The organism is Foetidibacter luteolus, from assembly GCF_009650435.1.
Taxonomy (GTDB): Bacteria; Bacteroidota; Bacteroidia; order Chitinophagales; family Chitinophagaceae; genus Foetidibacter; species Foetidibacter luteolus.
Map to the genome: position 1 here is coordinate 197,010 of NZ_VVIP01000035.1, position 26,503 is coordinate 223,512.

The 26,503-nt window shown below is 44.6% G+C and carries 18 protein-coding genes; 8 read left to right on the forward strand and 10 right to left on the reverse strand.

Going from position 1 to position 26,503, the window contains the following annotated elements; translation table 11 throughout:
- Positions 1–12 precede the first annotated feature (12 nt).
- Entirely contained in the window at positions 13–474 is a 462-nt protein-coding gene (locus tag F0364_RS10245) for a hypothetical protein (protein ID WP_153797682.1), read from the reverse strand.
- A gap of 337 nt (positions 475–811) precedes the next feature.
- Complete coding sequence (locus F0364_RS10250; RefSeq protein WP_153797683.1) at positions 812–2,266, reverse strand: isocitrate/isopropylmalate family dehydrogenase; 1,455 nt, start codon at positions 2,264–2,266, stop codon at positions 812–814.
- Positions 2,267–2,470: 204 nt separating this feature from the next.
- On the opposite strand from F0364_RS10250, the gene apaG reads away from it, so the two are divergent.
- A complete protein-coding gene (gene apaG / locus F0364_RS10255) occupies positions 2,471–2,950 on the forward strand; it encodes a Co2+/Mg2+ efflux facilitator ApaG/CorD (RefSeq protein ID WP_262885374.1) in 480 nt (159 codons plus the stop codon).
- Between the two features lie 325 nt (positions 2,951–3,275).
- The gene (locus tag F0364_RS10260) at positions 3,276–4,361 is read left to right on the forward strand and encodes a glycoside hydrolase family 76 protein (RefSeq protein ID WP_153797684.1); all 1,086 of its coding nucleotides are present in this window, start codon (positions 3,276–3,278) and stop codon (positions 4,359–4,361) included.
- Between the two features lie 16 nt (positions 4,362–4,377).
- Here the strand turns inward: F0364_RS10260 and gldB are convergent, their stop codons facing one another.
- Positions 4,378–5,385: a gliding motility lipoprotein GldB gene (gene gldB, locus F0364_RS10265; protein ID WP_235921047.1), complete on the reverse strand. Its 1,008-nt coding sequence runs from the start codon at positions 5,383–5,385 to the stop codon at positions 4,378–4,380.
- 374 nt (positions 5,386–5,759) lie between these two features.
- On the opposite strand from gldB, the gene F0364_RS10270 reads away from it, so the two are divergent.
- Positions 5,760–7,442 (forward strand): NAD+ synthase, encoded by a 1,683-nt coding sequence (locus F0364_RS10270; RefSeq protein ID WP_153797685.1) that lies wholly within the window; start codon positions 5,760–5,762, stop codon positions 7,440–7,442.
- A gap of 266 nt (positions 7,443–7,708) precedes the next feature.
- Here the strand turns inward: F0364_RS10270 and lon are convergent, their stop codons facing one another.
- The 3 genes from lon to rpsT form a co-directional block, all read right to left on the reverse strand.
- Entirely contained in the window at positions 7,709–10,117 is a 2,409-nt protein-coding gene (gene lon, locus F0364_RS10275) for an endopeptidase La (protein WP_153797686.1), read from the reverse strand.
- Between the two features lie 160 nt (positions 10,118–10,277).
- Positions 10,278–10,862 carry a porin family protein gene (locus F0364_RS10280; protein WP_153797687.1) on the reverse strand — a complete coding sequence of 195 codons (585 nt, stop codon included), beginning with the start codon at positions 10,860–10,862 and terminating at the stop codon, positions 10,278–10,280.
- A 443-nt stretch (positions 10,863–11,305) separates the two neighbouring features.
- Positions 11,306–11,563: a 30S ribosomal protein S20 gene (gene rpsT, locus F0364_RS10285; protein ID WP_153797688.1), complete on the reverse strand. Its 258-nt coding sequence runs from the start codon at positions 11,561–11,563 to the stop codon at positions 11,306–11,308.
- A gap of 282 nt (positions 11,564–11,845) precedes the next feature.
- Here rpsT and F0364_RS10290 point away from each other — a divergent pair, with 282 nt between their 5' ends.
- Complete coding sequence (locus tag F0364_RS10290) at positions 11,846–14,611, forward strand: 2-oxoglutarate dehydrogenase E1 component (RefSeq protein WP_153797689.1); 2,766 nt, start codon at positions 11,846–11,848, stop codon at positions 14,609–14,611.
- Positions 14,612–15,144: 533 nt separating this feature from the next.
- Here F0364_RS10290 and F0364_RS10295 read toward each other — a convergent pair.
- The gene (locus F0364_RS10295) at positions 15,145–15,318 is read right to left on the reverse strand and encodes a hypothetical protein (protein WP_153797690.1); all 174 of its coding nucleotides are present in this window, start codon (positions 15,316–15,318) and stop codon (positions 15,145–15,147) included.
- A 159-nt stretch (positions 15,319–15,477) separates the two neighbouring features.
- On the opposite strand from F0364_RS10295, the gene F0364_RS10300 reads away from it, so the two are divergent.
- Complete coding sequence (locus F0364_RS10300) at positions 15,478–15,747, forward strand: acylphosphatase (RefSeq protein WP_153797691.1); 270 nt, start codon at positions 15,478–15,480, stop codon at positions 15,745–15,747.
- Between the two features lie 9 nt (positions 15,748–15,756).
- On the opposite strand, the gene F0364_RS10305 is transcribed toward F0364_RS10300, so the two are convergent.
- Positions 15,757–17,022: a replication-associated recombination protein A gene (locus tag F0364_RS10305; RefSeq protein ID WP_207632602.1), complete on the reverse strand. Its 1,266-nt coding sequence runs from the start codon at positions 17,020–17,022 to the stop codon at positions 15,757–15,759.
- A 138-nt stretch (positions 17,023–17,160) separates the two neighbouring features.
- Between F0364_RS10305 and F0364_RS10310 the strand changes: the two genes are divergently transcribed.
- Positions 17,161–17,784: a murein L,D-transpeptidase catalytic domain-containing protein gene (locus F0364_RS10310; protein ID WP_153797693.1), complete on the forward strand. Its 624-nt coding sequence runs from the start codon at positions 17,161–17,163 to the stop codon at positions 17,782–17,784.
- 250 nt (positions 17,785–18,034) lie between these two features.
- On the opposite strand, the gene F0364_RS10315 is transcribed toward F0364_RS10310, so the two are convergent.
- Positions 18,035–19,183: a methionine aminotransferase gene (locus F0364_RS10315; RefSeq protein ID WP_153797694.1), complete on the reverse strand. Its 1,149-nt coding sequence runs from the start codon at positions 19,181–19,183 to the stop codon at positions 18,035–18,037.
- 137 nt (positions 19,184–19,320) lie between these two features.
- Positions 19,321–21,030 (reverse strand): ATP-binding response regulator, encoded by a 1,710-nt coding sequence (locus F0364_RS10320; RefSeq protein ID WP_153797695.1) that lies wholly within the window; start codon positions 21,028–21,030, stop codon positions 19,321–19,323.
- Between the two features lie 840 nt (positions 21,031–21,870).
- On the opposite strand from F0364_RS10320, the gene F0364_RS10325 reads away from it, so the two are divergent.
- Together F0364_RS10325 and F0364_RS10330 are read left to right on the forward strand one after the other, a co-directional pair.
- Positions 21,871–25,638 (forward strand): DEAD/DEAH box helicase, encoded by a 3,768-nt coding sequence (locus tag F0364_RS10325; protein ID WP_153797696.1) that lies wholly within the window; start codon positions 21,871–21,873, stop codon positions 25,636–25,638.
- A gap of 17 nt (positions 25,639–25,655) precedes the next feature.
- Positions 25,656–26,207: a Uma2 family endonuclease gene (locus F0364_RS10330; RefSeq protein WP_153797697.1), complete on the forward strand. Its 552-nt coding sequence runs from the start codon at positions 25,656–25,658 to the stop codon at positions 26,205–26,207.
- Positions 26,208–26,503: the final 296 nt, after the last annotated feature.

The window sequence follows — 26,503 nt, forward strand, 5'->3', positions numbered from 1 at the left end:
CCCGACGAAGTATTATTCCAGTTTTAGTGATTTGTTAAGCGGAGCTGAAAAACTGCCATTTGCGTTTTTATAAATACAGTTGTCGAAAGTAATTATTGTTCCAAGCCGGCTCATCTTATAATATTTATGCAGTATCGTAGTGTCCGATGCCTTAGTTGACAGAGGATTTGTAAATCCAAAGCCAGTAAAAAATATTGTTCCTGATACAAAATTTAAGCCTATTAATTTTTCCAGTTCCTGGACCGCCTGACTTTTGAATTGAACTTCAACCTTTTGTTTAACATTCGGGAGACCATTTTTAGAGAAAGACACTTGAGCATCATAAGATCCTGATGTTTTAGTTGTATCAACTTGCTTTTCAGAAGTGTGTTTGATGATCCTTTTCTTCTTTTTTGTTTGCGAAAATGTGGATCCGGACATAAGCAAAGAGAAAATTATCAAAGCTATTAATGGTAATTTTTTAAAAGAGGCCATTCAAAAATGTTTAATCAAATTTAATTGTAAATGACTGAAAGTTTAAGGATGGCACAGAACAATTGTATCTATTCAAAGCCAGTATGCATCCTTCTGGAAATATTGCCAGGCGCTCAGCGGTAACAGTTCCCTGTGCTTCCGTAGCAAACTGAAATTTCAGCCGCCGGAGGCGGCTGAAAAATGCTACAAGGTGGGAAAAGCTGCGTAGCGTATCCAACAGTACAAGAGTGCGACGCAACGATGCCTCATAGTAGTACTTCCTGCCGGGCCCATAAAGATAATGTCAACAAAAAAGCCCTTTTCAAGGGCTTTTTAAAAGTTTGTTGCTATGTTAAGGTTATTGACCTTGGGCAAGGCTGTAAGCCCTTTTGTCTCCCCACATTTGCAGCAGTTCTGAAGAACATATTTTAAAGTTGCCGCTAAGGCTTATGTACAGGCCCAGCACATCCTGCTGTGTTAAGGGAAAATCGTCTATGCTTTCAAAACGCACATTGTACTGGTTTACCAGGTTGGTATAAACAGAGCCTGTGGGCCATACCTGCGTGCCGCGGTTGCTTATGTTTACCAGCTTGAATTTTACACCGGCATGGCGCAGGCATTTGTTGGCAATGGTAATGGGCTGCTCATTGCTTTCGATAAAGAAGTCTACACCGATGATTTTTTCGTTGGATTCTTCCTTGGATTCCAGCATGGGGTTTTTGTCAAGCTTGAAATGCGTTTGAGTAGAAGGCATATCGGGCAGTAATGGTTTGGCGCCCTGCTCCGGCTTTTTTCCAAAGTTGGCTATAATGGCTTCAGCGAATTGTGTAGTATTTAGGGAAGGCCTTGATTTGTCGCCAAAGTCGCCGGTATGCTGGCCGTTTTCAAGGGTATACAGCAATGCGTTTTCTATAATGGCAGCGCTTTGCATAAGGCCCAGGTGGCGCAGCATGCCCAGACCGCTTAACAGCAACGCGGTTGGGTTGGCTATGTTTTTGCCGGCAATATCCGGCGCTGTTCCATGCACTGCTTCAAAAATGCAGATATGGTCGCCAATGTTGGCGCTGGGCGCAAAGCCTAAACCGCCAACAAGCCCGGCGCAAAGGTCGCTCACAATATCGCCCTGCAGGTTGGTAAGCACCACTACATCAAAAGTATCCGGGCGGGTAACCAGTTTCATGCACAGGTCGTCCACAATAACATCATCGGCCTTTAACTCAGGATATTCTTTGGCCACTTCATAAAACACTTCCAGGAAAAGGCCATCGGTAATTTTCATAATGTTGGCCTTGTGCCCGCAGGTAATGCGGCGGGCGCCTTTTTTCTTGGCCATTTCAAAAGCGTACTTAATTACCTGCAGGCTGCCCGGGCGGGTAATAAAACGGCGGCTAAGGGCAACATCATGCGTAATCATATGCTCAATACCGCCATAGGTATCTTCAATATTTTCTCTTACAACAGTAATATCTACCGGAATGCCGGCTTTGCTAAAAACCGTATCTACACCGTGCAGTGTTTGAAACACACGCTTATTGGCATAGGTATTCCATGTTTTGCGGGCAGTTACATTAACGCTTTTTACGCCTTTGCCTTTGGGTGTTTCCATGGGGCCTTTAAACAATATGCCCAAGGTTTCAATAGCCTGTTGTGCATCGGGCGTCATACCGTTGCTGTAACCTTTGTCGAAAACCCATTTGCCCATGTCTACAAACTCGTATTGCAGCGGAACCTCAGCCGCGTTGAAAACCTTTAGTACAGCATCCATAATTTCCGGCCCGATACCATCGCCTTTAGCTACAGCAACTTTTGTCATAACAGAATATTTTAATTTGAGGAATGAACATTGAAGAGCAGCAAAGTTAGGGGGTAAAACTTAGCCGTTGGCAGTTTTGGTGGCAGTGATTTTTACGGCTTACATAGAATATGAATGACGCTTATACCTCTTATGTTTATGTTGGAATGTTGGGGGGGTGTGCCCAAGCTTCAATCCCTCACCCGAAAGTGCAACACTCGGCTTATGCACAAACTGTTTTATGTGCAGTGTTTAAAGCGCAGCAGGTACTACCATCCTCACAAACTTTTCCCTAACTTTACCATGCAAGCGATGAATATGATTTCCAAAATATCAGAAGGCGTACAAATAAGCGTGGAAACATTTTACCAACAGGAATACAGCAACCCGCTGAATTATGAGTTTATGTTTGCCTACCGCATTACCATTGAAAATCACAATAATTTTACCATTAAACTGCTTAGCCGCCAGTGGTATATTTTTGACAGCAATGGCCAGCAGCGGGAAGTGGAGGGCGAAGGCGTTGTGGGGCTTCAGCCAGTTATTGAACCCGCCCGGCAGTTTCAATATGTAAGTGGCTGTAACCTGCGTACAGAAATGGGCCGCATGTACGGCTACTACATTATGGAAAACCAAAATACCAAAACCACTTTCAAAGTAAAAATTCCGCCATTTGAAATGCTGGCGCCGTTTAAGAATAATTAGGCTTTCGCAACCTTCAAAAAAATTCTACCCGCATGAAACCCGGAGGCTTTTGGTCTAAACTTAACTGGAGGCATATTCTCATTAATTACGTTGCCTCATGGTGTATTATCCATTCCTTTGAGGTACTTTCTTTCCTGTATGATTTAAAGCTGTTTAACTCATACCTTATGCCGGGATACTTTTGCTAACAGGCTTATTGTTGTTTTTTTCCAGGCAGTCTGGCAGGTTTATTAGTGGTTACTATAAGCCCGTACCCGCTGTTTAGTACCTGTGGTTTGTTCTGACCGTCTTTCTCATGGCTAACTATTCAACTTAACAGCAACTAATGAGAAACAGCCTTGTAGTATTTACGCTTTTGATATTCACTTTGCCGGCCAGTAGTTTTTCGCAGGGAATATCTTCCCGCTACCAGCAATCGTTCCTACAATTATACCAGGCCGTACAGCAACGTTTTTACGATTCCGCGACAAACTTTTACAAGGATATTGAAGAGCCGGAAGAAAAGCGCAAATATTCTTTTCTCTGGCCGCTTTGCGGGCTGGTACAGGTGAACAACGAAAGTGAAAAGCTGGGCATTGCCAACTTTACGGTTGATGGCGCTATGGGCGTTATTCAAAAGTATTACAGCAGCAGGCCACCTGCGCCAGGCTACGATTCTTATGTGGTTGCATTAGGCGGCGGCACCCGTTTTTACGACGACAACCAGTGGATTGGGCTGGCATTAATGGACGCCTGGTTTCGTAACCGGCGGCGGGATTACCTGGAAAAAAGCAAGGAAATCTACCGCTTTATGATGACCGGCTACGATACTGCCGCCGGTGGCGGACTGTACTGGGAAGAAGGTAACATGAAAACAAAGAACACCTGCTCCAACGGGCCGGGTATTATACTGGCGCTGCAATTATACAAGGCCACAAAAGAAAAGACTTACCTTGATACAGCCCTGTTATTATACCATTGGGTAAATAAATATCTACAGGATACCGATAACCTATATTTCGATAACATCAGCATACCCGGGGGTAAGATTGAAAAAACAAAGTTTTCATACAACACCGGCACCATGCTGCAAGCCAATGTGTACCTGTACGAACTTACCAATGAGAAAATATATCTTGATAAAGCTGTAGCCATTGCAGGCAGCTCTCTGCCTTACTTCTATGGCAAAGGAAAATTCAGGGATGGCTATTGGTTTAATGCGGTATTATTAAGGGCCTATCAACACCTGCGCAAACATGTGGCAGATGACAAATACCTGGATGCCTTTAAGCAATGCACCAACGAGGCGCTGGCAAACAACATTAACAATGCCGGGTTGATGGGTAAGGAAAAGATGCTAACCCTGGTAAACCAGGCTGGCATGTTGGAAATACTGGCGAGCCTGGCGTATGATAGCCAGCGCAGCAAATAATAGACAAATTGTTAACCTATTTAGGCTTGTATTTAGCCTCATTGAATATTTGCCGGGCGGGGGTTTGCATTAATTCCGGCAGTGTTTTTTTATCGTTCTTTTCCATCCATTTTTTTACAACCTGCCAGCCCACAAACTGGCCGATATTGCCAGGGGCGCCTTCACCTAATTCAGTTGTTTTAGGGCCATCATTAATATAATCACGGATAAGAAAGGGGTCGCTTTCATACAGCAGGTTATTCTTAAGGAAAAAGTTCCATATAGCGGCCTCGTGTGCATAGCAGCCGTCCAGTTGTTGCTGGGTGTAACCGGTTTTTACGCTATCTGCGCTTTCGGGCAGCAACTGGTCAAGCAGATACAAACGTTTGCCTGATTCTATCATCTGCTCCACCAGTGGTTTGCCTGCAGGGTTATAGGCAAACATGTCGTCTATAATATTACGCATACAATTTGCCGCAATGTATTGGGGCTCAAACCTTCGGCTGCGGTAAGCGGGGTAAACATTACTGATGAAATCCGTTTGGTACACCGGAAAATCCTTACCCATGTACAATTGCAGGCCAACCGCCAGGCCATCCGCGGTTAGTACATTGCCATACCCTTCCAGCGGCCCAATGAAGGTGATAATTTTGGCAGGTACTTTATAACTTGGAAAATAATGTTTCACAAACTGAAGGCCGCGTTTTACTTCCCCGGCCTCATTAAAATCAGGAAACTTTTGCTGAACGGCTTTGTAAAGGCTGCCATAATCCCGGGTAAACAATTTTACTTTTTGAATAACACTGTCCGGAAATGGGGGCGCCATCAAAATATTGTACAGGTAGTCGTTGAGAAAAGAGGGGTACTGCTCCTGCAGTTTATTTAATGAAGCCTCTACATTGGCAGTATCAATGGCAAACAAGGCTTTATCAAAACGCTGAACTTCCACATCTACCTTAATGCCCGATACATCAGGTATTTTTTTGCCCGGCTTACAGGAAAACAGCAACAAGCCGAGGGATACAGCCACCATGAATTTTTTCATACAGCGAAATAACGTTAAAGTACCCAAATGATTGTGCCGAACAAAAAAGCATGCAACAACCTGCCGGATTTTATTCAACAGCTTACCCCTTGCTGCATAGAGAACAAAGCCCTTCGTTTTACTCAGGGCAGGCTACTATGCAATTGGTGAATAGAATTGTTGCAGTACAAGTGTTCCAATCTTGCTGCTTCGTCACGCAAGATTGCTCAACCAAAGCCTCATAGTAGTAATGCTGCCCGGACAAAAAAAATGACCAACGGCCAGTACTCCATTGCCAAATAGATACCTGATCACAATAATCGCTCAATCAGTGGCAATAAATATCGAAATTTGCTTTTTGCTGGGGCCGCCACACAAAGACAAAATGAATAAAGATGAAAATAGTTTTAGCACAACAGAATTATCATATCGGCAATTTTGAAAGCAACACACAAAAAATAATCAACGGCATAGCAGAGGCCAAGGCACAGGGGGCAGACCTGGTGGTGTTTAGTGAAATGAGCGTTTGCGGCTACCCCGCACGGGACTTTGTAGAGTTCAACGATTTCATCAACAAATGCTACCTGTCTATTGATATCATTAAGCAGCATGCGGATACCATTGGCGTGCTGGTAGGCTCGCCGGCACGCAACCCGGTAAGGGATGGCAAAGACCTGTTTAACGCCGCCTTTTTCTTGTACGAAAAAGAAGTAAAGGCCGAAATACACAAAACCCTGCTGCCTACTTATGATGTGTTTGATGAATACCGCTATTTTGAGCCGGCCTACGAATGGAAAGTAATTGAGTTTAAAGGCAAGCGCCTGGCTGTAACCATTTGCGAAGACATCTGGAACCTGGGCGATAACCCGCTCTACCGTATTTGCCCCATGGATGCACTGATACAGCAACGGCCGGATGTAATGATTAACCTTAGTGCTTCGCCATTTGATTACATTCATGAAGAAGGCCGCAAGGCCATTGTTAAAGCCAATGTGCTTAAGTATAAGCTGCCCATGTTTTACTGCAACGCGGTGGGTAGCCAAACGGAAATTGTTTTTGACGGGGCATCGCTGATTTTTGACAAAGATGGCAACATCAGCAAAGCGCTTCCCATGTTTAAGGAGGCCATTGATGGAGCGGTTTTAAACGATGACGGAACCATTGATGCTGGCATTGCACAACCTGCCGGTAACATACCGGATATAGATGTAACACCACCCACATTAAAAGAAGACCTTAACATTAACCAGGTGTATGATGCGCTGGTAATGGGCATTAGGGATTATTTCAGTAAAATGGGTTTCAGTAAGGCTATACTGGGCTCTTCGGGCGGTATTGACAGCGCTGTAACATTGGCTATTGCCTGCGAAGCGCTGGGTGCTGAAAATGTAAGGGCGGTGCTGATGCCTTCGCCGTATTCAACTGAGCATAGTGTTAACGACGCGGTGGCACTGAGCAAGAACCTTAACAACCCATACGATATCATCCGCATCAACACTATCTACGAGTCTTTTTTAACTACGCTCAAGCCTGTTTTTGGTGACCTGCCTTTTTCGCTGGCTGAAGAAAATACCCAAAGCCGTACCAGGGGCAATTTGCTGATGGCCATTTCTAACAAGTTTGGCTATATACTGCTCAACACCTCCAACAAAAGCGAGCTGGCCACCGGTTACGGCACCTTGTATGGCGATATGGCTGGCGGCCTTGGCGTGTTGGGCGATTGCTATAAGCTGCAGGTGTACGCGTTGGCCAGGTATATTAACCGCAACAAAGAAATTATACCGGTAAATATTATTGATAAAGCGCCAAGCGCAGAGCTAAGGCCCAACCAAAAAGACAGCGACAGCCTGCCCGATTACAACGTACTGGATAAGATTTTATACCAGTACATCGAAAGGCGCCTGGGCCCTGCTGAAATAAAGGCGCAAGGGTTTGATGCCGCCGTTGTTGACAGAACGCTTAAATTGGTAAACACCAACGAATACAAACGCAACCAGTTTTGCCCAATCATCCGCGTATCGCCCAAAGCATTTGGCGTAGGAAGAAGGGTGCCCATTGTGGGCAAATACCTTAGTTAAACTGCCAACCCCAGCATTAGATTTTGACCACTTGAACATCAACATTTTTGGTGGCAGACGTCCGGTTTTTCAATGAAGCATCGTTGCGTCGCACTACGTTCATCGTTCTGTACTCTGGGCGGCTTTTCAGCCCGGGTTAAAATAGGTTTGGCGCCCAAAGGCGCCAAATCAACTTTTTAGTATAGTCAGAAAAAACATTAAACGTTGAACAACCGACATAAAACCATTGAAGCTTCTTGCGGTTCACCACTCACGATTCACGAATGCTACACCAGCGCCTGGTCAAGTACCTGCTGCATGTTCTTCACATAATGAAATTGCAGGCCTTTTATAAAATTGCCGTCAATCTCTCTTACATCTTTTTCGTTTTGCCAGCACATAATAATTTCCTTCAGGCCGGCACGTTTGGCTGCCAGCACTTTTTCCTTAATACCACCCACCGGTAAAACCTGTCCACGCAGGGTAATTTCACCCGTCATGGCAAGGTAAGGTTTTACTTTGCGGCCGGTAAAAGCACTGGCCAGCGCTGTAAGCATGGTTACGCCGGCGCTTGGGCCGTCTTTGGGCACAGCTCCTTCCGGCACGTGTACATGAATGCTCTTCCTGCTGAACAGTTCAGGGTCAATATCATATTTTTTAGCTATTGACTGCAGGTAAGTGTAAGCTGTTGTAGCGCTTTCCTTCATAACGTTACCCAGGTTGCCGGTAAGCTTAACTTCCCCTTTGCCTTCGCTTAGTGCAGTTTCAATAAAAAGTATGTCGCCGCCCACGTACGTCCAGGCAAGGCCAACAGCCACACCCGGCATGTTAGCGGTTTTGTATATTTCGTTGCTGTAGCGGGAGGTGCCCAGTATTTTCTCCACGTCCTGCAGGGTAAGTGCCGGTTTTATTTTGTTTTTGGTGGCATACTCTTTCGCTTCATAACGCATAATGCTGGCCAGTTGCCTGTCCAGTTCCCTCACGCCGCTTTCACGGGTGTGGTTTTCTATTATCTTTTCCAAAACTTTGTCGGCTATCTTAAAGTTCACTTTTGCCAGCCCATGCGCCTCTTTTTGTTTGGGCACCAGGTGTCTTTTGGCTATTTCAATCTTTTCTTCCACCGCATAGCCGCTAAGGTCAATTATTTCCAGCCTGTCACGCAAAGCAGGTTGTATATTCTGTATGTTATTGGCCGTAGCTATAAACAGTACCTTACTTAAATCGTACTCCAGCTCCAGGTAGTTATCGTAAAAAGTGTGGTTTTGCTCCGGGTCAAGCACTTCCAGCAAAGCAGAGGATGGGTCGCCGCGAAAATCATTGCCAATTTTGTCTATTTCATCCAGTATCATTACCGGGTTAGATGATTTTACCTTGCGTATGTTTTGCAACACCCTTCCCGGCATAGCGCCGATATAGGTTTTGCGGTGGCCACGTATCTCGCTTTCATCATGCAGGCCGCCGAGGCTCACACGTACATACTTACGGCCAATAGCATGCGCAATGCTTCTGCCCAGAGATGTTTTACCGATACCAGGGGGGCCTACAAAGCACAATATGGGGCTTTTCATATCGCCCTTCAGCTTTAATACAGCCAGGTATTCCAGTATACGTTCTTTTATTTTCTGCATGCCGTAGTGGTCGGCATCCAGTACATTTTTGGCTTTCTTTAAATCGTAGCTGTCTTTGGTATATTCCTGCCAGGGAAGGTCAAGCATCAGGTCCAGGTGGTTGTACACCACTGAATAATCCGGTGTGCTCGGGTGCATTCTTTCCAGCTTGGCAATACCTGCTTTAAAGCTGTTTTTCGCGGCTTCAGGCCATTTTTTAGCCTCCGCTTTTTTCTTCATGTCGGCAATTTCCCGTTCGTTGGTATCGCCGCCCAGCTCTTCTTTAATGCTTTTCAGTTGTTGTTGAAGAAAATACTCCTTCTGCTGCTTGTCAATTTCCGTGCGGGTTTTAACGGTTACCTTGTTCTTCAGTTCAGCAAACTGTAATTCCCGCTGTAAAAGTTCTACAAGTTTTTCTGCCCGCAGTTTTACATCGTCAATTTCCAGCAGCAATTGCTTTTCAGAAAGGTCTGAGTTAAGGTTGCTGCTTACAAAATTAATGAGGAAGGATGCGTTCTCTATATTACGCAGAATGATGGAAGCTTCTGTTGGCAGGTTGGGTGAGAGCTGTATAATTTGTGCCGCAAGGTCTTTTATGGTACCTGTGTAAGCATCAAATCCTTCTTCTTCAGGTATTACATCCTCGGGTAACAGGCTTATGCTTACTTTAAAATAAGGTTCGTCAGAAACAAGTCCCGTCATGCGGAAGCGTTTCTTACCCTGTATAATGATAGTGGTACCGCCGTCGGGCATTTTTATCAACTTAACTATTTTGGCTACGGTACCTACTTCGCATAGGTCTTTCAGTTCCGGCTCTTCAACATTTGCATCCTTCTGGGCAAGTACGCCTATCAGTTTATCGCCTTTGTAAGCGTCATTTACGGCTTTAATGCTTTTGTCACGCCCTACTGTTATGGGTATCACCACCCCGGGAAATAATACCGTATTGCGCAACGGAAGCAGGGCCAGTATATCGGGTATCACTAAATTCTTATCCTGTTCGGCGTCGTTTTCATTTATTGGTATGATGGGTAAAAAGTCGGTATCATCTTCCGCTTTCTGGTAATAAGTATCCTTGAATATGTTCATCTTCAAAAAGTCAATTTGTCATCAAAGAATGTAAATCACAATGGCTAAGTACTGGGCAATTAAAGTGCCAGCAGCGAAAGGTACAGTAATAAGTAACAAAATGGCATAAAAAAAGCGCCGCTAATGCGGCGCCGTATCAAAAAATGGTTCTTCAAAAGTATTACAGAACCCTTAGGCCAACGCCCAATTGTATCTGCTGGTTTTTCCACTTATCTGTATTATCAATATCGCTGATATTGCTAAGCCCTATATTGTACCTGCCGTAAACTTTTAGGCTGCCAAGGTTAACCTGTGCCCCAAGTACAGCGGCTAAATCACCACTCTTAAAGGCATTTTTGCCGTTCTGGAAAATTGATTCATCCTTATTGGTCAAAATACTGAATTGCGGACCTACATGAAAAGTAAGCAACTGGCCGGCATTAATTCTTAACAAAACCGGGATGCTCAGGTAATTCAAGGTTTTTTTCTCACCGTTTAATGCTCCATTTAAAACATCACTGGCATTGCTGGCCGTTTTGGTGTTGGTTTGATTAAACAAAACTTCCGGCTGAATGCCCAGTGTTTTGCTGAAATCCAGTTCCACAAATCCACCCAGGTGGTAGCCCAGTTGAAAGCCGTCTTTAAACGCCTGCCCGTCAACTTTATTCAGGTTGGCGCCTGCTTTTGCACCAATATGCAGCGATTGTGCGGAAACGAAAGTTGTTGCAGAGGTTAACAGTAACGCAGCTAACAAAATTTTCTTCATACGTGTGTTTTTGATTTGAGATTCCAATTCTTGTGCCATTGGTTTTTTACTTAAACGTAAATGCCGGCTTTTTGATTGTTAAAAAAACGGTAACAAATAAGCATTGGCCTTTAAACTTATACCCGCCCAATACTGCCTGTTTGCAAAAGAAGCAGTGTGTTACACTTGCGGGTGAGGGATTGCAGCGGTTACCCCGGTGAGGCCATCGCAGCAGGGCTTTTGTGCCGGAGTATGAGCGGAAAGCCCGACCCCTTGCGATAGCTTGGGGGCACCCCCTAAAAAATTTTATCCCGGAACAAGAGCCGTCTTTTTTAACCCCGGCCTTTCTAAGACAAAGACAACCTTACAAGGTTTAGCCCCTATGCTTATACAAATAAAAAAAGGATGCTCCCTATGGAAACATCCCTGAATATTTTATAACCGAATGGCGTTGCGGTAATAGTTTATGCTGTTTTAAGCGCCGTCTTTTTAGCCAGCTTGCTCTTAAGGTTAGATGCTTTGTTTTTGTGGATTACGCCACGTTTTGCCAGCTTGTCAATCATGGAGATTACGTTGGGCAAAGTTTCATCATAAACCTTTTCGTCTTTCTGCTCTTTCAGGTCACGGATGGCATTACGTGTGGTTTTGCCATAGTAACGGTTCCTGTCCCTGCGTTTAGCAGCCTGGCGCACATCTTTCTTTGTAGCTTTATGGTTTGCCATATTTTCTTTTTAAAGGACGGCAAAGGTAAGGGTATTGTGCATAAAAGAAAACATTTGCATAAAAGTTTTTTTGCGGGCCGGCAAAATACGCAAAACCGGCGGAGGGAATTTTTGCTGAAATAAAGAATTTTGGAGGCGGTCAACTATCGCGTAACCAGGCTTAAAATCTCCTGCATATCTTAACAATTCCCGTGATAATCTGCCGGTGTTGATGAAACTTTTCTGCATACAATCACCGATATTTGCATCCACCGTGAAATTTTTGACCTCTAAATGCTTCATATGAAGGATTTCTCATACATCACTAATTCGCATCCTGCCTACATTGAAAGTTTATACCAGGAATTTGTAAAAAACCCGGATAGTGTGGACAGTGAGCTGAAGAAATTTTTTGAAGGCTTTGATTTTGCCGTAGCAGGCCAGCCTAATGGCACTAACGGCACTAATGGCAGCGCAGTTGCCAAAGCACCTGCACAGGCCGGCGAAGCCATTGACTGGAAGCGTGAAATAAGCGCTTACCGCATGATTTTAGGTTACCGTAACAAGGGCCACCTGATTGCAAAAACCAACCCCATACGCACCCGTAAAGACCGCGGCGCCAACCTTGACCTTGGCTTTTTTGGTTTTACCGAAGAAGACCTTGACAAAGAGTTTCATGCCGGCAGCCTGGTGGGCCTGGGCAAAGTAAAACTCCGCGACCTGGTTACCTACCTGCAAAAAGCTTATGCCACCCATGTAGGCATAGAGTTTAAATACATCAGCGACCAAAAAAAGGTAGACTGGCTGTATAATGAAATGGAAAAGAAGTTCAACAACCCTTTGTCCATAGATACCAAGAAAAGGATACTGGAAAAAGTGAACCAGGGTGTAATGTTTGAAAAATTCCTTCACACAAAATACATCGGTCAAAAAAGATTTTCACTGGAAGGTGGTGAAACTACTATAGCCGCCCTGGATGCTATTATAACCACAGCCGCCGATAACGACGTGCAGGAAGTAGTTATTGGCATGGCCCACCGCGGCAGGCTTAATATACTGGCTAATATTATGGGTAAAACGTACGCCCAGATTTTCAGCGAGTTTGAAGGCACCGGCCAGGTTGACCAAACCATGGGCAGCGGCGATGTTAAATACCACATGGGTTTTGGCAGCGAAGTGCAAACGCCGCATGGTAAAACGGTACACCTTAAACTAATGCCCAATCCCTCTCACCTGGAAGCGGTTGATCCTGTGGTTGTTGGTTTTGCCCGTGCTAAAGCCGATATATTATACAAAAGCGATTACGATAAAATTCTGCCGATACTAATACATGGCGACGCATCTGTTGCCGGCCAGGGTATTGTGTACGAGGTTATGCAGATGAGCGATCTTGACGGCTACTACACTGGCGGCACCATACATTTCGTTATCAATAACCAGATTGGTTTTACCACCGATTTTGACGAGGCCCGCAGCTCTGATTACTGTACTTCCATCGCCGCAATGATACAGGCGCCGGTGCTGCACGTAAACGGAGACGACCCGGAAGCTGTGGTTAAATGCGCCGACATAGCTACCCGCTACCGCCAGGAATTTAACAGCGATATATTTATTGATATGGTGTGCTATCGCCGCCACGGCCATAACGAAGGCGACGATCCCAAGTACACCCAGCCCAATATGTACGCTCTTATCGAAAAACATCCCAACCCCAGGGAAGTGTACACCAAATTCCTGATAGAAAATGGCGAACCTGCTGCGCAGGAACTGGCTAAGGAAATGGAAAAGAAATTCTGGGGCGATTTGCAGGAGCGCCTGGATGAAGTAAAGCAAAAGCCCCTGCCTTATAAATACCAGCAGCCGGAAGAATGGTGGCGTAACCTGCGCAGGGCCACTGCCGAAGATTTTGAAAAATCTCCCGATACATTTATCAGTAAGCAACAGTTCACCACTCTGTTTGAAGGGCTGATGAAATGGCCGGATGATTTTAAACCGCTCAAAAAAGTGGAAAAGCTTCTACAGGACAAAGTAAAACTTTTTGACACTGAACAAAAAGTTGACTGGAGTACCGGCGAGTTGCTCTCTTATGCTTCTATTTTAACCGAAGGCAATACGGTACGCATGAGCGGCCAGGATGTACGCCGCGGCACTTTCAGCCACCGCCATGCAGTACTAAGAGACGAGAATACAGACAAGTACTACAACCGCCTTAACCACTTTACTGATACGCAGGAAAAATTCAGGATATACAACTCCCTGCTAAGCGAGTACGGCGTACTGGGCTTTGAATACGGTTATGCCATGGCCAATCCCCAGGCACTGGTAATTTGGGAGGCACAGTTTGGCGACTTTTGTAACGGCGCCCAAACCATGATTGACCAGTTTATCACCGCCGGCGAACAGAAATGGAACCGCATGAATGGTGTTGTTATGCTGCTGCCGCACGGTTATGAAGGCCAGGGCCCCGAGCATAGCAGTGCCCGTATGGAACGCTTTTTACAAATGTGCGGAGAACACAATATTGTTATTACCAACATAACCACCGCTGCCAACCTGTTTCATGCTTTAAGGCGCCAGCTCAAGTGGGATTTCCGCAAACCGCTTATCAACTTTTCGCCAAAAGCCAACCTGCGCCACCCGGGCAGCTACAGCCACATAAGCGAGTTTACACAAGGCGGGTTTAAAGAATTGATTGACGACAGTTTTGCCAAAGATGCCCCTGCATTGGTAAAAAAAGTGTTGTTGTGCAGCGGTAAGCTTTATTTTGACCTTGCAGAAAAGCAGCAAAAAGAAAACCATACAGATGTAGCCATTGTAAGGCTGGAGCAAATTTATCCGCTGCCCTACAAGCAAATAGAAGACCTGTATAAAAAATACAACAAGGCCACCTGGTTTTGGGTACAGGAAGAGCCGCTTAATATGGGTGCGGCCTCCTTCCTGCAAATGAACCTGAAAACCATCAATTACGGCGTAATCAGCCGCCAGGCCAGCGCCGCAACGGCTACAGGCTACGCCAAAATACATGCGGCCGAACAGTCTGAAATAATCGAAACCGCTTTTAGCATATAACAATGCTTATGGCAATACAAAAAGGTTGTTCTTAAAAGGGCAACCTTTTTTATTATAAAAAAGATAGAAAAAGATGGGGCGCCCCCGCCAAAATACAGGGCGGGCCGGGCTTTCCGCTACTACTCCGGCACAAAAGGCCCTGCTGCCATGGCCTCACCGGGGTATCCGCTTCAATCCCTGGCGCAAAGTGTAACACGCGGCTTTTTTTGCAGGCAGGTTTTTTAAAGTACGATTTACGAAGTACGAAGTACTTTGTGCAAAAAGCCTTTTTTCTGCGAAGCATTAGTATATTAAGAGACATGTCCGGGTAATTACATGCATCATTCGGGCAAGTGGAAGAATGGTAATAGCGAGAGGGAGGTGAAGGTGAATATTTTGAGTAGTGCATCGTACACCCCACATCAAACACCTAACATATTTATGTACTTCGTAGTTTTTAAAAATACAACTCTTCAAAAAAAAGAAGCTGTTTCAATAGAGAAACAGCTCCTGCACAAAAATAGAAAGTGATATATGTGGAGTTGATAATTGTATTATCCCTTGTTGCCGGTTTTTGTAATAAGCCATACAATCAGCGCTATAAGCACAGTTACTATCAAAATACCCGTCCACACGCCTGCCTTAAAAATGCCCGCTATGGCGGAACAACCTGCCAGCAATACCAGGGTAATGATGAGCAGAAAATGGTAAAAAGGCTTCATTATCATAAAACAGTCTTTTAAAGTACCTGCAAATGATAAATAAAAGATTGTGCCATTTTTTTAACAGCATTCTGCAGAACCTTTTTTAGCCTTTTGCTGTGTAAAAAAATACGCAACTGCGTGGCGGCACTGAAAAAACGGTTAGTTTAGTGAGGAAGTTTTACTATGGCTGCTGTACACTTATTGATAAAAGGAAGAGTTCAGGGCGTTTACTACCGGGCATCGGCACAGGCGCAGGCTGCAAAGCTGGGCATAACCGGCTGGGTTAAGAACACGGCTGCCGGCCATGTAGAGGCTGTAGCTTGCGGCAATAAGCAGCAACTGGATGCCTTCATTGCCTGGTGCAGGCAGGGGCCACCCGGTGCGCATGTTACAGAATTAGAAACGCAAAATGTAGAGGATGTGGCGATGCAAGGGTTTCAAATACACCGTTAGGGCACTTCACTAATAACCATACTTGTCTTTCCATAAGCTTTTAAGAAACTTTCTCATTTCTTCTTCCCTTGCGTTTTTACCGGGGTTGTACATTTTAGTACCGGCAATTTTATCCGGCAGGTATTCCTGCTCAGCAAAGTTACCCTCAAAGGCATGGCTGTATTTGTAGTCTTTGCCGTAATCCAGGTTTTTCATTAACGTGGTGGGGGCGTTGCGTATGTGCAGAGGCACGGGTAAATCGCCGTGTTGTTTTACCAGGGCCAGGGCATTGCCGATGGCCTCGTAAGACGCGTTGCTTTTTACCGAAGATGCCAGGTACACAGCACATTGAGACAGGATAATACGGGACTCAGGGTAGCCTATTTTATTAACAGCGTCAAATGTGGCATTGGCCAGTAACAACGCGTTTGGGTTGGCATTACCTACATCTTCACTGGCAAATATCAACATGCGCCGGGCAATGAATTTTACATCTTCCCCGCCCTCAATCATACGGGCCAGCCAATATACGGCAGCGTTAGGGTCGCTGCCACGCATGCTTTTAATAAAGGCGGAAATAATATCATAATGTTGCTCACCTTGTTTATCGTATAATGCTACTTTCTTTTGCGCCACCTGCATAACTACCGTATCGGTGACGATAAGGGTACTTTCTTTCTTACCCGGGGCAGACTGCACGACCAGTTCAAACAAATTCAGCAGCTTGCGGCCATCGCCGCCGGAAATATTAATCAGCGCAGCAGTTTCCTTCAATTCAATATTTTTTTGGTTCAGCAGTTCATCTTTTAACATGGCCTGTCGCAGCAGTTGCACCAGCCCCTGTTCAGTAAGTGCTTTTAATACATAAACCTGGCAGCGGCTAAGCAAGGCAGAATTTACTTCGAAAGAAGGGTTTTCCGTAGTAGCGCCAATAAGGGTAATGGTGCCTTTTTCCACAGCACCCAGCAATGCATCCTGCTGGCTTTTATTAAACCGGTGAATTTCATCAATAAACAGAATGGCATTCTGCTGTTGTTTGGCAGCATCAATAACTTCCCGCACATCTTTAACCCCGCTGCTTATAGCGCTTAGCTGGTAATACGGAACACTAAGCGTATGGGCAATAATATTGGCGATGGTGGTTTTGCCGGTGCCGGGCGGCCCCCACAGTATCATAGAGGGTATATGCCCGCTTTCTATGGCGGTGCGTAAAATACTGCCTTTGCCGGTAAGGTGTTCCTGGCCTACTAAATCATCCAGGCTGCTGGGGCGCATTCTTTCTGCCAGAGGTTGCATACTAATGATAAAAATTTTATGGAATTTTTCGGCAACTTAATCAAATATTATTCAATGCACAGCAGTTTGTATTGCTGCAACGTATAACAAAGCTATACTTAACATACCCCAATCAACATTAATTACCAGCATTGTTTTATGAAGTACGTATCCCTTTGCCTTGTAAGTTTTTTGTTAGCATGCTCAGGAAACCCTTCTGCCCTGAAGGATAAGCACAAAACCCTTTATTCGCCTATTGCACATCAAACAAAGGCATTTGAGAATATCATTGACAGCCTGTTATTGCCCGCTGCTACGTTTGTAAAACAAAAGGGGTTTAATGAGGATATTGTGTTTATTGCCGACCTATCCGTACATAGCGGCCTGCCCCGTTTTGCGGTGGTTAGCCTTAAGCAAAAAAGCATACTTCATAAGGGACTGGTAGCACATGGCTGCGGCAGCAAACTGTACGCAACTACTGCCAGCTTTTCTAACACGCCCAACAGCTATTGCAGCAGCCTGGGTAAATACAAAGTGGGTGGAAAATATACGGGCCGTTTCAGTAAGTCTTACAAACTGCACGGGCTGGAAAAAACAAACAGCAACGCCTTAAAACGTTTTGTGGTATTACATGCCTACGATTGTGTGCCTGATGAAGCCACTTACCCATTGTACCTGTGTAACAGCCAGGGCTGCCCGATGGTATCGTATGCATTTTTGACCACCTTATCGGGTTATATAGATGCCAGCAAGAAACCTGTGCTGCTTTGGATAGTGGGGTAACACAACATAAACCGGCTTACGAAGAGCAGCAGCATGTTTCACTATCGGGTGAGGGATTGAAGCGGTTACCCCGCTGAAGCCATCGCAGCATAGCCTTTGTGGCGGAGTAATAGCGGAAAGCCCGACCCCTTGCGCAGCTTGGGGGCACCCCTAAAACAAGTAAGAAGAGTGAAGTACGAAGTACTTTTTTATGTAAGATGTTAGGTGTGGGATGTACGATGTGGGTACAAGATGTCTTGTCCTGAAATAGCTATACAACCGATATTTTGCTTAACCTTTCCACCGCCTGCTGCAGGGTGCTTTCTTTTTTGGCAAAACAAAAGCGGACCACCTTATCGTCTTTTGCGTTTTTGTAAAACGCCGATACCGGTATGCAGGCAACGCCGTATTCTTTGGTAATGCGGATAGCAAAATTTTTATCGGCCTCGTTGCTTATTGCGGCGTAGTTATAGCATTGAAAATAACTGCCGTAAGAAGGCAGCGGTGTAAATGGTGTAGCCTGCATCAACTGTTGAAAGTAATCCCTTTTTTTCTGAAGGAAGGAACCAAGCCCAAGATAAGCATCTTTATTGCCCAAGTATTGCGCCAATGCCACCTGCTTGGGCGTATCGCAGCTAAAGCAGTTAAACTGGTGTACTTTTCTAAACTCTTTCATCAATGGCGCGGATGTTATGCAATAACCAATCTTCCAACCGGTGCAATGATAGGTTTTGCCAAAAGAGGCGCACACAAAACTCCGCTCCATCAAATCGGGATAGCGCAGCATGCTTTCATGCCGCAGCCCATCAAAAATAAGATGCTCATATACTTCATCGCTAATAATATAAATACCTGTATTACTGGTTATGTTCCTCAGCTCTTCTATATCTGCCCGGCTTATAATACTGCCTGTTGGGTTGTGCGGGGAGTTGATGATGATGGCTTTTGTTTTAGCGTTTATTTTTTCCTTAACCGCAGGCCAGGGTATGCTGTAACCGGGATATTGCAACGGTATCAATACCGCTTTGGCGCCGTTTACTTCAACATTGGGTACGTAACTATCATAAGCAGGCTCGAACACAATTACTTCATCGCCCGGTTGCAGTATGGTAGTAAGCGCTGTATAAATGGCGTATGTGCCGCCTGGGGTTACAGTAATTTGCGCATAAGGGTCAACGGTGTTGTTATACAGGTACAATACTTTTTGCGCAATAGCTTCCAGCAATGCCGGTAAACCGGCCATGTGGGCATACTGGTTAAAGCCATCCTGCATGGCTTTGGCAACCAGTGCCGTTAATTCTTCGCTCATAGGGAAATCCGGGAAGCCCTGGCCCAGGTTAATTGCCTTCATCTCCGTGGAAAGCTGGCTCATAACCGTAAAGATGGTGGTACCTATATCCGGAAGTTTGGACTGCAGCATAGCATGTGTGAATTATTTATGCGCTTAAAGTTAACCCTGCATTTACTTATTCTTTAAAAGACGCACAAAACTAATAGGTACAGCAACAAAATGGCAGAAACCTGCACAGCAAATATTTACGAAGGAAAAAAATAAAATCAATTAAGCGCCTCATTTCTTATGTGCTTGAAAACTTTAGAGTACAGTTCGTCTGATTTATAGGGCTTGGGCAGTACGTCGGCAAAACCCGATTGCCTTAGCTTTTTAAGGTCATTCTTGTCTACAAGATTAGCGGTAAACGCAATTACGGGAACATCGTAGTTATTTTCCCGTATCCATGCCATTACCTGGTGGCCGGATAGTATGGGCAGGTGCAGGTCCAGCAGCAACAGGTGGAACGGCAAGGCGGAGTTTTGCAGCAGCTCCAGCGCCTCTGCGCCATTGGTAGCTTCAACAACCTGTATATTTTTCTGTACCAGCATTTTGCGGATAATCATCATGTTAATGGAGTTATCCTCTGCAATAAGCACCCTGCAATTAAAATTTTCCGGCACCGCAGGCATGGCCGGCGCATGTACAGTGGTGAGTTCGGTTGGTATTTTTCGCGTGTCTTTCTTTAAGGTCAAAGTAAAATAAAATTTTGTGCCCTCATTTTCCCTGCTTTCAAAATCAATGTAACCACCCATCAGCTCAATTATTTGTTTTGTGATGGATAGCCCCAGGCCGGAACTTTGGGTAAATCTTTTTTCGCTGTTTAATAAGTGATTGTATGTTTCAAACACCCGCTTTTTTTGAGATTCGGGTATTCCTATACCGGTATCGGTAACCTCAAAATGAACGAGGGCTTCCTGTTCGCCCTGGCTTATGCACTTAACTGAAAATTCAACGCTGCCGTTATCGGTATATTTCAAAGCGTTGGATAAAAGGTTGCTTATTACCTGCATCAGCCTTACATCATCCACGAGGTAAGCCCCTTTATCCAGAAGGGGGTCAAAAACAGGCCTGAAAGCTATGCCTTTCTTTTCAAAACCAGGGCTGAAAATTCCATAAACATGGCTTACAATTTCCTTTAAATTTCTTGAAACCGTTTTAATTTCCATCTTTTCCACGCCAAGTTTGCTGTAATCCAGCAGGTCGTTTACCAGGCTAAGCATGTGAGTAGATGATTGTTTTAAAACCTCTACATATTTTTCTTTCTGCGAGGCCTGCTGTTCGTTTTCCAGCAGCTCAACAGTGCCGATGATGCCATTAAGCGGTGTACGCAGTTCGTGGCTCATAACTGAAAGAAAGTCTTCTTTTGACTTGGCAGCCTGCTCTGCATATTGCTTTTGCCGGGCAAGTTCCCGGTTTTGGTTAGTGAGGTAGGTAAAAATAACATACAGAAAAATACACGACAACGTGAAACTGAAGAATGAGTTAAGCCGCAAAATAAGATTGATATATTTTTCATCCGGGGCAGATTGTGGGTGCAACGGCGAAAAAATTACCACTGCGCTAATAAACAGCAGGCAGGTTAAGCAGTAAGAAATAACATGTTTGCGGGAATAACCTTCCCGCAAAAAATAAATTGATCCTATGGTAAACGGGATGTGGTAAAGAAAAACGCCGGAATGCAGGCCCATGCTTACGCTTAAGAGCAGCAGTACAATATTCAGCACACTGCGTGATAACAGCCGGGCAGGTTTTGTATACCCTTTATGATACAAATACAACGATGCACCAAGCAGAAATGCGGCACAAAAAAGAATAATTTTCTCGTATAAAGAAAAATACCCTGCAACAGAACCAATGGCCAGGTTAACAAAAATGGTTGCCACGCCAAAATATACCAAGGTGGAGTAACCAATTTTTTGATTTATGGTATTCAATTTTTGATAAGAATTGGATGTTAATAATGCCGGCAAGCATTACGGGGTTACAATGCTATCCTTCTTTTTGCAGCCGCACCGTCTTGCAATTTATTTCATTATTTATTATTTATGCCGGATTAGCTAAAACTTTTTTGCCATTACGCCAAGGCGGCGGCAACATTTGTGTCATCACGGCAATTGCATTTTAGTGTAATACGATCTTTTTGGGGGCAGCCCCGGGCCGGGAAGAACTGCATTCGGAATCTTCATCAAAGCAACGTTTAATTGTTTTGACAAAGTTTGTCCTCATACTCCGGCACAAAAGTCCTGACGCCATTGCCTCACCGGGCCCACCGCTGCAACCCCTCACCCGCTGGCAGCGCCTTTTGCCCATTTGCAGGGCATTTATATGTAGCCGCTATTACATTGCTACCCTGGTTTCCGGTGGTGATTTTAGGCTGGCTACAGCAAAAGGTGGGAAAAGCCGGGAAGAAATACCATAGCCCAATGGCTGCCGGATTGAAACGGAAAGCCCGCAACCACGAGGAACGAGTGGTGAGGACTTGCAGTGAAAAGCCGGAACTGCAGCCCGGTAAAGGATAGAAAGCTGAAAGCCCCAAACACTACCGGTTGCTTTATCATTACGAGTGTACTATTTAGCCTCTATGGGTAAGCAATACAATCATTACTTAACATTACGTTTTATGCTTAACCTTCTTTTCATTTCATAAACTGGGCATAATTCCTTTACTTTTGCAGATTGGTCTTTTCTGAACGGTTATACAGTTTACAGCAGGCCTGTGGCTAAACATCCTGGGACGAACCTGTAAAGCATCCGTTAAAATTTTAAACTGATACATGGCCTTACCACATCTTGTAAAATACATTTATAATAACGGCACTGACGAAGTGATAAGAAGAGGGAAAAAAATTCATGCCATCGGCAATGTTGAACTGGTTGAATTTGATGATCTTGTAGGCTCTGTTACACTACGCGTTAAGGACGATATTTACTCCACTTACTATAAAGTTTACATAAGCAAGTTTAAAGACCCCCGCACATTATCTGTACGTTGCGGTTGCCCTTATAACCTGGGTGAAATATGCCGGCACGAAGCGGCGGCGCTATTTCAACTGCAGGAAATGCTGGACCGCAACATGCTGGGCGATAAGGAACTGGAATACGACCAGAAGCATACGGTTGTTAAAATGAAACAGCTTGATTTGAAAATGATTAAGCTGCTTACTGCCCCGGCATCTTTTACCGAAGCAGAGAGTTATTTGCGCAGTAACCGCGCCAATATTATTTCCGCAAAGGATGAACGGGTGTATGCTGAACTGGATTTTGACGGCGCACTGCACAAGGTAATGATCCAAAAAAATGAAGAGCGCAATTTTGATACAAGCTGCGCCTGCGGCAGCGATACCAAGCACCCCCTTTGTGTGCACAAAGCCATACTATTGCTGCAGTTGCTGCATAGTTACGGGCCTTTTTATTTTGACAGCATACGCAACTGGGATAAAGAAAAAGACAAACTGCTTTCTCTTTACGGCTACTCCCTGACCGATGACCTTAAAGGTAAATTTGAATTTACGTATACTGATGGCAAACCTTTTTTACGGGTGCTGGACACTTCCATAAAACGTATTGCCCCATCTGCCACGCCTTTAAGGCCTAAACCGGTAGTGCCGCAACAACAGCAGCAGGAAGTGATTGTTGCCGAAGCTGAAGAGGCTGCCAAAACCCAATACAGGATTGGTATTGTGATAAGCTATAATGCGCACCAGTATCCATACATACAGGTTGATGCCGTACAGGGGGAAGCAAATGATGACAACACGGGGTTCCTGGGTAAAATAGAAAAGCTTGACCTGGCTAAGTTTATTAATACAGAGCCCTTGCCAGAAGAAGATAAAGCCTTGATACAGCACCTGCGCAAACTGCTGCCGGGAGAAGTGAGCCGTTATCTTAACAGGAACTCTCCATTTAGTGGAATATGGGAAAATATTGTGCAACAACATGATGATGAGTTGCCGGAAGAAACAAGGCACCTGATAATTGAATACCTGCACCCCAAGTACAAAAAGATATTCAGCGACATGGCAGGCAGCCCATTTGTGTTTTACCTGCCGCAGCGCAAAACATTTACCACGGCCAATCTTGAAAAAGCGGAATTGTCAAAGCATTTTTTATCGCCGGAATTTGCTGTTAATTATACCGGTACTACGTATGAAATGAGCTGTAATGCCAAACTGCCCGACGGCTTGTTTAGCATTGCTGAAAATGAGCTTTCAGGGGCATTGCTCTTCCAGGCCCATGACCAGCTTTATTTATGGGACAAGCCGGAAGACATTGTGCTTGCGGAGAAATTTTTGCCCACAGGTAAGATAAGCATTGAAGCAGAAGACTGGAACAGGCAGCTAACAGAATTTATTTTACCCCTTACAAAAGAATACAACGTAAACTTTATAAACGTACAAAAGGAAGAGATAAAAGATGCCAGGCCGGAAGTAAAGATTTTGCTGAAAGAAAAAGGCGACTACCTGATGCTGCAGCCCATATTTAATTACCAGGGCTATGACATAAGGCCATCTGACAAGGAAAAAATTATACTGCCCCTGATGAACAAGTTGCTGGTTATACAGCGCAACATGGAGGCTGAATATGCTTTTACCGATAAGATTGCCAACCTGCATTCCAGTTTTATAAGAACGGAAGAAAACAATACCCTTGCGCTAAAAGGAACTGAAGTTTTAAAGAATAACTGGTTCTTTTTGTTTGTAGATGCCGTAAAGGAAATGAACATACCCGTTTACGGCTTTGATGCGCTGAAAAATTTTCGCTTTAATACTGCCAAGCCAAGCACTAAAATCTACATCAGCAGCCATACGGACTGGTTTGACGCCAAGATAGACATACACTTTGGCGACATGAAGGTTACGGTTGCAGATGTAAAAAAGGCGCTGGCCAACAAGCAACAATATGTGCAACTGGAAGACGGCACATTTGGTATTTTGCCGGAAGAATGGATACGCAAATATTCACTGTTGTTCAGGGTGGGAGAAGGCAAGGCTTCTCACATGAAGCTGAGCAAGTATCACCTGAGCGTTATTGAAGAACTATATGGCCAGCGGGATGAAGAAGAACTGTTCTTTAAGCTGGAAGCCAAGTACGAAAACCTTAAGAATTTTCAATCTATACAGCCGGTTGAAGCGCCTGCACACCTGAAGCATATTTTGCGGCCTTACCAGCAATCCGGCTTTCAATGGCTTAATTACCTGAGCGAAGTACGCTGGGGGGGCATATTGGCAGATGACATGGGCCTTGGTAAAACCATACAGGCCTTAAGTTTTTTGTACCACATAAAAGATCACCAGGAAAATTTAAAGGCGCTGGTAGTATGCCCTACCACACTTATGTACAACTGGGAGAATGAAATAAAGAAATTTGCCCCCACATTAAAGTATTACATACACCACGGCGGGGCCAGAACGGCGGAAATGATTGTACACCAGAACATAGATGTGATTATTACCACCTACGGAACACTGCGCAGCGACATAAAGCAGTTTGTTGAAGTTGAGTTTGACTACGTAATTCTTGATGAAAGCCAGGCCATTAAAAACCCGGCCAGCAAGGTAACCAAAGCAGCCTGCCTGCTGAACGCTAAAAACAGGCTTTGCCTGAGTGGTACACCACTGCAGAACAATACATTCGACATTTTTGCCCAGATGAATTTCCTGAACCCGGGCATGCTGGGCTCAATGGAGTTTTTTAAGCAGGAATTTGCCGTGCCCATAGATAAATTTGGCGAAAAGGAACAGAAGGAACACCTGCGCAAACTGCTATACCCATTTATACTGCGGCGTACCAAAGAACAGGTAGCCAAAGACCTGCCGGAAAAATCGGAAATGATACTCTTTTGCGAAATGGGCAAAGAGCAGCGGGATATTTACGACGCATACCGCAATGATTACCGCGATAAGATTTTGGGAGTGGTAGAGCAGCAGGGAGTGGGCAAATCTCAGTTGACGATATTGCAGGGCCTGATGAAGCTAAGGCAGATTTGTGACAGTCCGGCCATTATGAAGGAAGAAGACAGGTTTCCCAATGTTTCTGTTAAGCTGGAAGAATTAGGCCGGGAGATTACGGAAAACATCAGCGACCATAAAGCACTGGTATTCTCACAGTTCCTGGGCATGCTGGCCCTGATAAAAGAAAAGCTTACCGAGCTGGGCGTTGATTACGAATATTTTGACGGAAGTACATCCGCCCCGGATAGGGAGAAAGCCATACAGCGTTTTCAGAACGAGGAAAACTGCCGTGTGTTTCTCATTTCGCTAAAAGCCGGTGGTGTGGGCTTAAACTTAACCGCCGCTGATTACGTGTACATAGTTGACCCCTGGTGGAACCCGGCTGTTGAGCAGCAGGCCATTGACCGTACGCACCGTATTGGCCAAACCAAAAACATTTTTGCCTACCGTATGATCTGTAAAGACACTGTAGAAGATAAAATACTGCAACTGCAGGAGAAAAAACGTTTGCTGGCGGCCGACCTGATAACGGATGACACCGGGTTTGTGAAGAGCCTTACCAAAGATGATATCGAATATTTATTCAGCTAAAATATGTAATTTAGGATATGCCTTTAATTACAAGAGATATTGAATTAAGTGAGGAAGAATATATCAGGCTTGAACAGGAGTCTGATATCAGGCATGAGTTTGTAAATGGCAAACTGATTGATATGCCCGGTGAAAGCTTGTTACATAATCACATTACGTCCAATATTCTTATTGCGCTTAAGATGCTCCTTAGAGAAAAGGGGTTTTCCGTTTTTATGGAAGGCATAAAGATAAAAGTACCGGTGGAGCCAAAATACTATTATCCCGATGTGTTTGTTACGAGGGAACTTTTCTCAGCCAACAGGTTTATTGCCTTCCAGCCTGAGCTTATTGCAGAGGTTCTGTCAGAAAGCACCCGCAAATATGATACGGTAGATAAGTTTATCAATTACCAGAAATTTACTTCACTTCAATATTACCTGCTGGTTGAGCCGTCTGTTACGCTGGTGCAACTTTTTTACCGCGAAGGGGATGACTGGGAGATGCGCTCCTATACCAACATAACAGACATTGTAAAATTGGATGCCCTGGGCATAGAACTTACCCTTAAAGAAATTTATGAAGGCTGACACGATCTCCATTCAGCGTATTAACCCTGACTGTTACCTATAGGTTCGAATTTTCATGTGAAGCTGCCAGGTATTTTTTGGTGGCCGGCGACATAGCCCTGTGGCATCGCCTGTTGCGCTATTTGCGTGGCAAAGCAGCAAATTGGTAACTACGTTCATCTGCAACAATACTATTCAACTTTTATTTAAGCGAAAATTTGAAATGCACCATAGTATGATTACAATTCACCTGAAAGCTTTACCTTTCCTGCCTTGGAAAAAGTAATTTATTAATTCCAGGAAGGCATTAATACATA